The sequence below is a fragment of the Dyella sp. 333MFSha genome (genome assembly GCF_900102405.1).
Classification (GTDB): domain Bacteria; phylum Pseudomonadota; class Gammaproteobacteria; order Xanthomonadales; family Rhodanobacteraceae; genus Luteibacter; species Luteibacter mycovicinus.
Genome location: NZ_FNBR01000001.1, coordinates 515,535 through 527,947 on the forward strand (window position 1 = coordinate 515,535; position 12,413 = coordinate 527,947).

At 63.6% G+C, this 12,413-nt stretch carries 9 protein-coding genes and 3 tRNA genes; 11 read left to right on the top strand and 1 reads right to left on the bottom strand.

Features of this window, described 5'->3' with window-relative positions; translation table 11 throughout:
- Positions 1-10: 10 nt before the first annotated feature.
- A tRNA-Leu gene (locus BLT40_RS02335) sits at positions 11-95 on the top strand.
- 73 nt (positions 96-168) lie between these two features.
- On the opposite strand, the gene BLT40_RS02340 is transcribed toward BLT40_RS02335, so the two are convergent.
- On the bottom strand, positions 169-1,455 hold the full coding sequence (locus BLT40_RS02340) for an MFS transporter (protein ID WP_255363969.1): 1,287 nt from the start codon (positions 1,453-1,455) through the stop codon (positions 169-171).
- 192 nt (positions 1,456-1,647) lie between these two features.
- Here BLT40_RS02340 and soxR point away from each other — a divergent pair, with 192 nt between their 5' ends.
- From soxR to fabV, 10 genes are all read left to right on the top strand, one after another.
- Positions 1,648-2,082 carry a redox-sensitive transcriptional activator SoxR gene (soxR, locus tag BLT40_RS02345; protein WP_036112049.1) on the top strand — a complete coding sequence of 145 codons (435 nt, stop codon included), beginning with the start codon at positions 1,648-1,650 and terminating at the stop codon, positions 2,080-2,082.
- A 141-nt stretch (positions 2,083-2,223) separates the two neighbouring features.
- Positions 2,224-3,516 (top strand): trigger factor, encoded by a 1,293-nt coding sequence (tig, locus tag BLT40_RS02350; protein ID WP_036112052.1) that lies wholly within the window; start codon positions 2,224-2,226, stop codon positions 3,514-3,516.
- Positions 3,517-3,565: 49 nt separating this feature from the next.
- Positions 3,566-4,198: an ATP-dependent Clp endopeptidase proteolytic subunit ClpP gene (clpP, locus tag BLT40_RS02355; protein WP_036112054.1), complete on the top strand. Its 633-nt coding sequence runs from the start codon at positions 3,566-3,568 to the stop codon at positions 4,196-4,198.
- A 105-nt stretch (positions 4,199-4,303) separates the two neighbouring features.
- Positions 4,304-5,599 carry an ATP-dependent Clp protease ATP-binding subunit ClpX gene (gene clpX / locus BLT40_RS02360; protein WP_036112057.1) on the top strand — a complete coding sequence of 432 codons (1,296 nt, stop codon included), beginning with the start codon at positions 4,304-4,306 and terminating at the stop codon, positions 5,597-5,599.
- Positions 5,600-5,770: 171 nt separating this feature from the next.
- Positions 5,771-8,281 (top strand): endopeptidase La, encoded by a 2,511-nt coding sequence (gene lon, locus BLT40_RS02365; protein WP_036112059.1) that lies wholly within the window; start codon positions 5,771-5,773, stop codon positions 8,279-8,281.
- A gap of 311 nt (positions 8,282-8,592) precedes the next feature.
- Positions 8,593-8,865, top strand: coding sequence for an HU family DNA-binding protein (locus tag BLT40_RS02370; RefSeq protein ID WP_036112061.1), 273 nt, complete (start codon positions 8,593-8,595; stop codon positions 8,863-8,865).
- An 18-nt stretch (positions 8,866-8,883) separates the two neighbouring features.
- Positions 8,884-8,958: transfer RNA gene (locus BLT40_RS02375), tRNA-Val, on the top strand.
- A 9-nt stretch (positions 8,959-8,967) separates the two neighbouring features.
- Positions 8,968-9,044 (top strand) — tRNA-Asp (locus BLT40_RS02380).
- An 86-nt stretch (positions 9,045-9,130) separates the two neighbouring features.
- Complete coding sequence (locus BLT40_RS02385) at positions 9,131-11,041, top strand: SurA N-terminal domain-containing protein (protein ID WP_090352503.1); 1,911 nt, start codon at positions 9,131-9,133, stop codon at positions 11,039-11,041.
- Between the two features lie 146 nt (positions 11,042-11,187).
- Complete coding sequence (gene fabV / locus BLT40_RS02390; protein ID WP_036112063.1) at positions 11,188-12,393, top strand: enoyl-ACP reductase FabV; 1,206 nt, start codon at positions 11,188-11,190, stop codon at positions 12,391-12,393.
- Positions 12,394-12,413 lie beyond the last annotated feature (20 nt).

Sequence of the window (12,413 nt, forward strand, 5' to 3'; positions counted from 1 at the left end):
GGCGCCGCGAGCGAGAGTGGCGGAATTGGTAGACGCACCAGATTTAGGTTCTGACGGGGTAACCCGTGGGGGTTCGAGTCCCCCCTCTCGCACCAGTCCGAAATTCGTTGATTCACCGGCTGGCACGATGATGGGCGATGGTTCCGCACCGATCAATGACGCCCGGGTTCATGCGTCGGCGCGCGTACGCCGCGCAACCACCGTTCCCAGCACCGCCAACACCACCGTAATCGCGAAGTTCGCCGCAAACGCCGCCACGTGCGAGACGTTGAGCAGCGCCGCGAACAGCGTACCTCCGACCGCCAGCGTCGTCGCCACCATCAACGACTCGCACAGCTGCAACGCCGAACTGTTCTTTCCCTGCTCGTGCTCCGCGGACATCGACAACGCGAGCACGGAAACCGTCCCGTAAAGCATTCCCATGCCCAACCCGGTAATCAGCCATCCGGCAACGGCGGCAGGCACAGGCATCCACTCGAAGATACCGAGCGACGCGACGATGCTGCCGATCACCATCAGCGCAGTGCCGCGAGTGAGTAAAGTCTGTCGCGAAATTTTCGCGTAGTGGCCCTGGTACCACGAACCGGAAAACCAGCCGATCGCGCCGACACTGATCGCAAGCCCGGACCACATCGGTGACAGCCCATGCTGCTGCGAGAACACGAGCGGAAGGAATGCCTCGGCGCCGAAGAACGCCGACGCGGCAATGCCACGCAAGGCGACGACCGCAGGCAACCCTCTCGCAGCCCGCAAGGTGCCGGGTGGCAAGAGGCGGCGCCCGCAGAAGAAGAGCAGTGCGAGTGACGGCAACATCAGCGCGACAGCGAGCAGGCCGTGCTCCTGACCCGACACGAACAGCAGGCACGCACCCAGGGACGCCCCGACCGCATTGAGCATGCGTCCCGAGGTATCCGATGGTGTGCCGGACGGCGCCGGCAGCGAGCGCAAGGCGCCGCGTAACCCGAGGGCGGCCGGTAATGCGAGCAGCGGCACGGCGAGGAACACCCAGCGCCAGCCGATGTGCTCGACGATCGCTCCGCTCACCGCCGGACCGATGAGCGCAGGCACGACCCAGCCCGCGGAGAACGAGGCAAACACTTTCGCTCGCATCGACTCCGGATAAAGGCGGCCGACGATGACGTAAAGGGCAGGGGACAGGCAGCCGGCACCCAGTCCCTGGACGAGTCGTCCGACAAGGAGCATCGGCATGTTCTGCGCCGATCCGGCGATGAGCAGCCCGATCACGAACCCGACCAGGCCCGTCCACATGGCGGGCGCCGGCCCACGCCGATCGCTCCAGCGGCCCGACAGCGTCATGCCGATGACGCTGGTCGCCAGAACGCCGCCGAAGGCGAGGGCATAGGCGCGAAGTCCGTCCAGTTCGCGGGCGACCGTAGGCATCGCGGTCGTGACGGCCAGCGCCTCGAAGGCGATCAGCGAAATCAGGCAGACCATGCCGAGCGTGGCGGCGCGGTATCGCGGACTGAGGATGCCGTCGACCTGGGGAAGGGTTTCGGCGGGAGTGAGATGGGGGTCGGAGGTTCCCACGTGCATGCTGGCTTCCTTGGGGTGGGGAGTGTCGCACGCTTGCGCGGCGGTCCCGGAGAGGCGCAGGATGCGACCTCAACTAACGTTTAGGTCAAGCGGATGCGCGAGCTGAGTGTGGGGGAGGTGGCCAGGCGCGGCGGTGTCGCGGTGTCGGCCCTGCATTTCTATGAGCGGAAAGGGCTGATCCGGAGCCTGCGTACCTCGGGCAACCAGCGCCGGTTTTCCGCGGACGTCCTGCGCCGGATCGCGGTCATTCGGGTCGCCCAGCGCGTAGGCATCCCCCTGGAGGCCGTCCGTCAGGCCTTTGCGACACTCCCCGATGAGCGAACGCCGACGCGCGACGAGTGGGCGACGATGTCGGCCGCCTGGCGTGAGGAACTGGAGGGAAGAATCTCGCAACTGCTTAATCTGAAAGACAAACTGGCGGACTGTATCGGCTGCGGCTGTCTTTCGCTGACGGCATGCGCTCTCGCCAATCCGGGAGACTCGCTGGCCTCGGAAGGCGGCGGCCCGAGGCGCTGGAGCCCCGGCTGACGCAGGTTGCGGCGGTGTAAGGGCAAAACGTAGAATGGGCAGTCATTTGCGGGGTTTTTCGCCGCCGGGGATCAAAGTCGCGGCGACGAGCCCGACATTCGCGGTGAATCCCATATCGTTTTAGTGGTTTCAGGAGAGGTCATGCAGGTTTCGGTTGAGAATGTCGGCAAGCTCGGGCGCAAGCTCACGGTGAAGTTCCCGGCGGAGCGCCTCGAGTCGCAGGTCAGCGAGCGCATCGCGGAGATGGGTCGCACGGTGCGTCTGAAGGGCTTCCGTCCGGGCAAGGTGCCCACCAACGTGATCAAGCAGCGCTTCGGCGCGCAGGTCCGTGGTGAGGCGCTGTCCGAGCTGATCGGCAGCACCCTGCGCCAGGCCGTCGAGCAGGAGAAGCTCCAGCCGATCGCCAATCCGTCGGTCGACACCACGGGCAACCCCGAGAACGGCGAGATCGCCTACACGGCCACGTTCGAAGTGATGCCGGAGTTCCCGGCCATCGACGTCTCGACGATCGAAATCGCCCGCCCCAAGGCGGAGGTCAAGGACGCCGACATCGACAAGATGATCGAAACCCTGCGCACCCAGCGTCGCAGCTTTGACGAAGTCTCGCGCGCCTCGAAAGACGGCGACTTCGTGATGTTCGAATACGCCGCCGAAGCCGGTGACTACCGCTTCCCGGCCGAAGGTCTCGAGCGTGCCGGCAGCGTGCTGGGCTCGGGCACCCTGTTCAAGGCGCTCGACGAAGCGCTGACCGGCCGTTCGGCTGACGAAGAGCTGGTCCAGGACGTCGCCTTCCCGGAAGACTTCCGTAACCCGGAGCTCGCCGGCAAGACCGCGAAGGTCACCTTCAAGATCATCAAGGTGCAGGAAGCCAACCTCCCGGCCGTCGACGCCGACTTCGTCAAGCTGTTCGGTGTGGCCGACGGGGACCTGGAAACCTTCCGTAAGGAAGTTCGCGCCAACCTCGAGCGCGAGCTCAAGGCGACGCTCATGGCCCGTCTCAAGTCCGAAGTGGCCGAGAAGCTGGCCGGTGCCTACCCGGACCTCGACGTGCCGGAACTGATGTCCGACGCCGAAGCCCGCAGCCTCGCCGCCGGCAACCTGCCGCGTGGCCAGGAGCCGAGCCCGCAGATGGTCGCCGAGGCCACTCCGTTTGCTCGCAAGCGCGTCGCCGCCGCCCTGCTCATGGGCGAAATCGCACGCAAGAACGAGATCCGGATCGATCGCAAGCGCATGGCTGAAATGCTCACGGCGATTGCCTCGACCTATGAAGAACCGGAAAAGGTCATTGAACTGTATAACGGTGATCCCCAACTGATGTCGGGACTGCAGAACCGCGTGATGGAGGATCAGGTGGCCGAGTGGGTGGCTGACAACGCCAAGTCCACCGACCAGGAACTGAGCTTCGACGAGGTGATGCGACCGATCGGCGCGTAAGTACCGATCTTCTTGCAACAGCCGGGCCCCACACGTTAGGAGAGACCACATGTCCATGGCTCCGATCCAGAATCTCAACCTGGTGCCCATCGTTGTCGAGCAGACCTCGCGTGGCGAGCGTTCGTACGACATCTATTCGCGTCTCCTCAAGGAGCGCATCATCTTCGCGGTCGGCCCGGTCGACGACTACATGGCCAATGTCATCGTCGCCCAGTTGCTGTTCCTGGAGTCCGAAAACCCGGACAAGGACATCAACCTGTATATCAACAGCCCCGGTGGTTCCGTCACCGCGGGTATGGCGATCTACGACACGATGCAGTTCGTGAAGCCGGACGTCAGTACCATGTGCATCGGCCAGGCCGCCTCCATGGGTGCCCTGTTGCTGGCGGCGGGTGCGGCGGGCAAGCGTTACTCGCTGCCGCATTCGCGCATCATGATCCACCAGCCCTGGGCTGGCGGCATCTCGGGGCAGGCCACGGACATCGAGATTCACGCCCGTGAAATCCTGACCATGCGTGAGCGTCTCAACGCCATCCTTGCCCACCACAGTGGCAAGACGGTCGAAGAGATCGCCCGTGACACCGAGCGCGACCGCTTCATGAGCGGCGCCGAAGCCCAGGCCTATGGCCTGATCGACTCGGTGCCCGATAAGCGTACCGTCGACACCGTCCGTTCGGCTTGATTTGAACGTATACGCTTGTGAAAACCGGCACTTCGCCCCTGATTCCAGGGGCGGAGTGCTGTGCTATTCTCAAAGCGCACCTGGATTCTCAGTAGGGCCCAAAGCATGAGCGACGAGCGGCAGAGCCGTTCCAACGACGGCGGAAAGATTCTTTATTGCTCCTTCTGCGGCAAGAGCCAGCATGAAGTGCGCAAGTTGATCGCCGGCCCCAGCGTGTTCATCTGCGACGAATGCGTTGAGCTGTGCAACGACATCATTCGCGAGGAGCTGGAAGAAAAGGCGGCCTCCGGCCGGACCCAGCTTCCCAAGCCTCGCGAAATCATGGAAGCCCTCGACCAGTACGTGGTCGGCCAGACACGCGCCAAGAAAGCGCTCTCCGTCGCGGTCTACAACCACTACAAGCGCATGGAATCGCGCCAGAAGAACGACGATGTCGAGCTGGGCAAGTCCAACATCCTCCTGATTGGTCCGACCGGTTCGGGCAAGACGCTGCTGGCGGAAACGCTGGCTCGCCTGCTCAACGTGCCGTTCACCATCGCGGATGCCACGACGCTGACCGAAGCCGGCTATGTCGGTGAAGATGTCGAAAACATCATCCAGAAGCTCCTGCAGAAGTGCGACTACGACGTCGAGAAGGCGCAGAGCGGCATCGTCTACATCGACGAAATCGACAAGATCTCGCGTAAGAGCGAGAACCCGTCGATCACCCGCGACGTGTCCGGCGAAGGCGTTCAGCAGGCTCTGCTCAAGCTCATCGAGGGCACGCTCGCCTCGGTGCCGCCGCAGGGTGGTCGCAAGCATCCGCAGCAGGAATTCCTGCAGGTCGACACGCGCAATATCCTGTTCATCTGCGGCGGCGCCTTCGCCGGGCTGGACAAGGTGATTCAGCAGCGTTCGGAGACCACGGGTATCGGCTTCAAGGCCGAAGTCCGCTCCAAGGAACGCACCGAGAACGTCGGCAAGACGCTGTCGGAAGTCGAGCCGGCGGATCTGGTCCGTTTCGGTCTGATTCCCGAATTCGTCGGTCGCCTCCCGGTCGTGGCAACGCTCGACGAGCTCGATGAGGCTGCCCTGGTGCAGATTCTCACCGAGCCGAAGAACGCGGTCACCAAGCAGTTCCGCAAGCTGTTCGATATGGAAGGCGCCGAGCTCGAGTTCCGCCCGGAAGCCTTGTCCGCCATTGCCCGTCGCGCGCTCAAGCGTAAGACCGGCGCACGTGGACTGCGAACCATTCTCGAACAGGTGCTGCTTGACACGATGTTCGAACTGCCGTCGCTGGAGCACGTCAGCAAGGTGGTGGTCGACGACGCCGTGATCGATGGCCAGGCCGAGCCGTACCTTATCTACCGCGGGAACCTGCAGCAGCAGAGGATCGCGGGCGAGGGTGGCGACGCCGCCTGACGTAACGGGCGTTACGTACACCGACGGCCCCGGCGTCACTGACGCCGGGGCCGTTTTTCTTTCGGCGTGCCGCTCTTGATCGGTCCTCCGCGAACCACCACTTGACGTGTATGGCGGCTCCGGCGCAGTGTCGGGGCGAGCCCAAAAAACTCTGAGGGAAACCCTAAGCACATGGCGAAGAATCGCAACCAGACCACGAGCGGATCCGAGCTGGACCTATTGCCGGTCCTGCCCTTGCGTGACGTTGTCGTCTACCCGCACATGGTCATCCCGCTCTTCGTGGGACGCGACAAATCGATGCGTGCGCTCGAGCGGGCAATGGAAGGCGAACGGCAGATCCTGCTCGTCGCCCAGAAGAGCCCCGACATCGACGATCCCTCGATCGGCGACCTGCATCAGGTGGGTACGCTCGCGGGCGTCCTGCAGCTGCTGAAGCTCCCCGACGGCACCGTGAAGGTGCTGGTCGAAGGGCAGTCGCGCGTGCAGATCGACGCCTTCGAGGACGAGGCCGGGATGATGAGCGGCCGCGCCCGCGTCATCGAGCCGATCTACAGCAAGAACGAGCGCGAGCTCGACGTCGTGTCGCGCTCGCTGGTCTCGCTGTTCGAACAGCTGGTCAAGCAGAGCCGCAAGCTGCCGCCGGAGATTCTGGCGACGCTCTCGGGCATCGACGATCCGTCGCGTCTGGCCGACTCCATCGCCGCGCATCTTTCCGTGCGCATGGCGGACAAGCAGCGTGTGCTCGAAACGTCCGATGTCGGTGAGCGTCTCGAACTCCTCATCGGCCTCGTAGATGGTGAGATGGACTTGCAGCAGGTCGAAAAGCGCATCCGCGGTCGCGTCAAGTCGCAGATGGAAAAGAGCCAGCGCGAGTACTACCTCAACGAACAGATGAAGGCCATCCAGAAGGAACTGGGTGAAGGCGACGAGGGCGTCAACGAAATCGAAGAGCTGCAGAAGAAGATCGACGCGGCGGGCATGCCCAAGGCCGTGCTCGCGAAAGCGCGCCAGGAATTCAACAAGCTCAAGCAGATGTCGCCGATGTCGGCCGAGGCCACCGTGGTGCGCAACTACCTCGACTGGGTGGTGGGCGTGCCGTGGAAGAAGCGCAGCAAGGTCCTCAAGGATCTGGCGCTCGCGCAGGAAACGCTGGACGCCGATCACTTCGGTCTGGAGAAGGTCAAGGACCGCATCCTCGAGTATCTCGCGGTGCAGCAGCGCGTGAACACGATGAAGGGCCCGATTCTCTGTCTCGTCGGTCCGCCCGGCGTCGGCAAGACCTCGCTCGGCCAGTCCATCGCCAAGGCGACGAACCGCAAGTTCGTCCGCATGAGCCTGGGTGGCGTTCGTGACGAAGCCGAGATTCGCGGCCATCGTCGTACGTACATCGGTTCGATGCCGGGGCGCATCGTGCAGAACCTCAACAAGGTCGGCACGAAGAATCCGCTGTTCGTCCTCGACGAAATCGACAAGATGTCGATGGACTTCCGTGGCGATCCGTCGTCGGCGTTGCTCGAAGTGCTCGATCCGGAGCAGAACAGCGCGTTCAACGATCACTATCTCGAAGTCGATCTCGACCTCTCGGAAGTCATGTGGATCGCGACCGCGAACTCGCTGAACATCCCGGGTCCGCTGCTCGATCGTATGGAGGTGATCCGTATTCCCGGTTACACCGAAGACGAGAAGCTCAACATCGCGCAGAAGTACCTGCTGCCGAAGCAGCTGAAGGCGAACGGCCTGAAGTCCGAGGAACTGGGTATCGACGAAAGCGCCTTGCGCGGCATCGTGCGTTACTACACGCGCGAGTCGGGCGTGCGTAATCTCGAGCGCGAGATCTCCAAGATCTGCCGCAAGGTGGTGAAGGAAATCGCCTTGGGTACGGTCCCGGCCAAGGCGAAGGCCAAGGTGCAGAAGGCGGCCGGCAAGGCGGCGAAGGGTAAGGCGCTTGCGCCGGATCTGGTTCGCGTCGATGCCGAAAACCTCGACCATTACCTCGGTGTGCGTCGCTTCGACTTCGGTCGTGCCGAGCAGCAGAACGAAGTCGGCCTGGTTACGGGTCTGGCCTGGACGCAGGTCGGCGGCGACCTGCTCAGCATCGAAGCATCCGTCGTACCGGGCAAGGGCCGACTGGTCCATACCGGTCAGCTCGGTGACGTGATGAAGGAATCGATCCAGGCGGCGCTCAGCGTCGTACGCGCACGCGTCGCGGGTCTGGGTATCGAACCCGACTTCCACGAGAAGCTCGATATCCACATCCACGTTCCCGAAGGCGCGACGCCCAAGGACGGTCCGAGTGCAGGTATCGCCATGGCGACGTCGCTCGTGTCGGCGCTGACAAAGGTGCCGGTGCGCTCCGAAGTGGCGATGACCGGTGAGATCACGCTGCGCGGTCGCGTGCTGCCCATCGGTGGGCTCAAGGAGAAGCTGCTTGCGGCGCATCGCGGCGGCATCACCACCGTGATCATTCCGGACGAGAACAAGAAAGATCTTGTCGACCTGCCGGAAAACATCACGAGCTCGCTGGACATCCACGCCGTCAAGTGGATCGACGAAGTGCTTGATCTCGCACTCGAACGTCCGATCGGGCCCAGCAAGAAGGGCGCGGGCGAGGCCGGTGTCGACGTGGCACCCGCGCCGGGTCGCAAGGGTAAGGGCAAAGGTTCGCCGTCGCTTACTCACTGATCGCCGGAGTGTTTCATCGCATACGAAAAGGGGGCGCGGGTCACCGTGCTCCCTTTTCTTTTTCGTCGTCCTGTCACGATCGCTTCGCGATAATCTTTTTTATGCATACCCGCTGAAAGCGTTGGTATTGCTCGTATTGCGGTAGGGGTAGGGCACTGGTATAAAGTCCGCTCCGCCATCGCCCGCGCCGCAAGGGCGCCCTGGATCGCGGGGTTGCTGAGTCATGCCACATGGTGAGATTCGTAACCTGACGTCTTCTCGCCAAGGATCGCCGTCCGGCGATTCGAATTACCTTTGAAGGGAGTTACGTAATGAATAAAACCGACCTGATCGCCGCCATTGCTGAAAAGGCTGAACTGTCGAAGGCCGACGCCGGCAAGGCGCTCGAAGGCCTGATCGAAGCGGTGAAGGACACCCTCAAGAAGGGTGAAGACGTTGCCCTCGTCGGCTTCGGCACCTTCAAGCTGCGCAGCCGCGCCGCTCGCACGGGCCGCAACCCGCGCACGAACGAAGAGATCAAGATCCCGGCGTCGAAGGTCCCGGCCTTCACCGCTGGCAAGGCGCTCAAGGATCACGTAAACTAAGCAGTCTTCCCCGTAAGGGGGTGCTTAGCTCAGCGGTAGAGCGTCGCCTTTACACGGCGCTGGTCGGGGGTTCGATCCCCTCAGCACCCACCAACGGGAAGTGGAGTGGTAGTTCAGTCGGTTAGAATGCTGGCCTGTCACGCCGGAGGTCGCGGGTTCGAGTCCCGTCCACTCCGCCATTGTCCGCAAAGGCGCCCGCGTGGCGCCTTTGCTTTATCTATCCGCCGGTGAGGACTTTTCCGGCGTAAACCTTGCGAGTCGCATCATGCTGCAAGCCCTGCGTAACAAGATCCATGGCTGGCCCGCCGCCATCGTCCTCGGTGTCTGCGTCTTCGCCGTCGCGTTCTTCGGTATCGAGTCGTACTTCGTCTCGCGCGTCGATACGTACGTCGCGAAGGTCGGTGACCACGAGATCTCGCAGCAGGAGTGGCAGGACCGCCTCAATGGTCTTCGCCAGCAGGCCGCACAGGATCCGAACTCGCCGTTCACCGCAGCGGATCTCGAGAAGCCCGAGCTCAAGCAGAAGGTGCTCGACGGCATGATCAGCCAGGCGCTGCTGCAGCAGGCCAACACCGATCTCGGCCTGACCGTCTCCGACGCTGCCGTGCGCACCACCATCGCCACCGATCCCGGCTTTCAGGTCAACGGGCAGTTCAGTCCCGAAGCCTATCGCGCGATCCTCTCGATGCAGGGCATGAGCCCCGCCATGTACGAGAGCAAGGTCCGTACGTCGCTCGCCACGCAGATGATCCCGGAAGCGATTTCCGCAACCACGATCGTCAGCGAAGCCGACGTCGACAACTTCTTCCGTCTGCACGGCCAGCAGCGCGATCTGCGCTACGCCGTGCTGCCGCGTCCGTCCCTGACCGACGCCACCGTCGCGGATGCGGACATCGACGCGTTCTACAAGTCGCACATCGCCGACTACACCACGCCCGAGCAGGTCTCGGTGCAGTACATCGAAGTGAAGCAGGCCGACCTCAAGATCGGCGAGCCGACCGACGAGCAGCTCCACGAGCAGTACGACAAGAACAAGCAGCGTTACGCGCAGCCGGAGCAGCGCGAAGCGTCGCACATTCTCATCGACGTTCCGAAGAACGCCACGCCCGAGCAGCAGAAGGCCGCGCTCGACAAGGCGAAAAAGATCGCCGCCGAAGCCACCCCGGAAAACTTCGCCAGGCTCGCCGCAGAGAACTCGGACGATCTGGGCTCGAAGCGCACCGGTGGCGATCTGGGCTGGCTGGAAAAGGGCGTCGCCAACGCGGCGTTCGATACCGCCCTGTTCGGCCTGAAGAAGGGCGAGATCACCAAAGAGCCGATTCTCTCGCCGGAAGAGGGCTATCACATCATCTGGGTGCGCGATGCGCGCGAGGGTGATGCCAAGCCGTTCGCCGAGGTTCGCGGGCAGCTGGCCGGCGACTGGGCCAAGAGCGAAGGCGAGCGCCTCTACAACGAGCGCGCCGGTAAGCTGGCCGATCTGGCTGAGCGCAACCCGGGTTCGCTCGAGCCTGCCGCGAAGGAACTCGGCGTCGAGATCAAGACGACCCCGATGTTCGGTCGCCAGGGTGGTGAAGGCGTCGCCGCGGACCCGAAGTTCGTGACGGCCGCCTTCGGCGACGACGTGGTGAACCAGGGCAACAACTCCTCGCTGGTACAGGTGCAGCAGGGCGATGCGGTCCTCATGCATCTGGACAAGCATGCGGCAGCGGCGCCCAGGGCGCTGGCCGACGTGACCGATGCGGTGCGCCAGCGCATCCTCGACGAGCGCGTCGATGCCGCCGCGAAGAAGCAGGCCGATGACCTCGCCGCGCAGCTGAGCAAGGGTGGCGATGTCGCCAGCCTCGTGAAGGCACCGGTGCAGACCCTGACCGGGCTGGAGCGCAGCAGGCTCGCGACGATCAAGGACGCGCCGCCGGCCGTCCTGCAGCAGGCGTTTTCGCTGCCGCATCCGGTCGATGGCAAGAGCGCCTGGAGCAGCGTGGCGACCGGTAACGGTACCTACGCGCTCGTGGCGGTCGACAAGGTCACCGATGGCGACCCGTCCAAGGTCGAGAAGGCACAGCGCGTCGCGCTGCGCGGTCAGATGATGGACGCGATGGCTCAGGCCGCCACGATCGAATACATCGACGCCCTGAAGGCGAAGGGCGAGATCAAGGTCGCCACCGATCGGATGTAACGCTTACGGCTATCCCAAGGAAGGCCTCTCTCCGGAGAGGCCTTTTTTTTGTTTCTCGCCGACCGGGCTGGCTGCCGTCCATGCGGAAGCGCATGGTGGGTCGCCCGATTTACAATGGGCGCCTTATCGCGTCAAAGGGACAACCCGTGATCATTCAACCCAAGGTTCGTGGCTTCATCTGCACTACCGCCCACCCGGTCGGCTGTGCGAAGAATGTGGAAGAGCAAATCGCCATCACCAGGGCCAGCGGCGCGTTCGCCGACGGCCCGAAGCGTGTGCTGGTCATCGGTGCTTCCACCGGTTATGGCCTGGCCTCGCGGATCACCGCGGCCTTCGGTCATGGCGCCGCCACGCTGGGTGTGTTTTTCGAAAAGCCGTCGAGCGACACCAAGACCGGCACCGCCGGCTGGTACAACTCGGCCGCGTTCGACAAGCTCGCCGCCGATGCAGGCCTTTACAGCCGCTCGGTCAACGGTGACGCCTTCGCTGACGAAACCCGCGCGAAGGTCATCGAGCTGATCCGGGCCGAGATGGGCGGCACCGTCGACCTCGTCGTCTATTCGCTCGCGTCGCCCGTGCGCAAGCTGCCGAAGACCGGTGAAGTGGTGCGCTCCGCGTTGAAGACCATCGGCGAGACGTTCACCGCCTCGTCCGTGGATACGAATAAGGACGCCGTGATCCAGGCATCCGTCGAGCCCGCCACCGAGCAGGAGATCAAGGACACGGTCACCGTCATGGGTGGCGAGGACTGGGCGCTCTGGATCGATGCACTGAGCGAAGCCGGCGTGCTCGCCGACAACGCCACCACGGTGGCATACAGCTATGTGGGCACCGAGATCACCTGGCCGATCTACTGGCACGGCACGCTGGGTCAGGCCAAGCAGCATCTCGATCGCACGGCGAAGGAGCTCGGCACGCGCTATGCGTCGAAGGGGCTGCGCTCGTACGTCGGTGTGATGAAGTCGGTGGTAACGCAGGCGAGCTCGGCGATTCCGGTGATTCCGCTCTACGTGTCGATGGTCTTCAAGATCATGAAGGCGAAGGGCATTCACGAAGGCACGATCGAGCAGATCAACCGTCTGTTCCACGACCGTCTGTATCGCGCGGATGGCCAGGCGGCGGAGACGGATGCCGAGGGCCGTCTGCGTCTGGACGACTGGGAACTGCGCGATGACGTGCAGACCGAGTGCAAGGCGCTCTGGCCGAACGTCACGACCGAGAATCTGCGTGAGGTGACCGACTATGCCGGTTACAAGCACGACTTCATCAAGCTGTTCGGCTTCGAGGTGAAGGGTGTCGATTACGACGCCGAGACCCATCCGGACGTGCAGTGGGATGTCGTGCAGCTTTGAGGTCTGGCCGGGACCTCGGG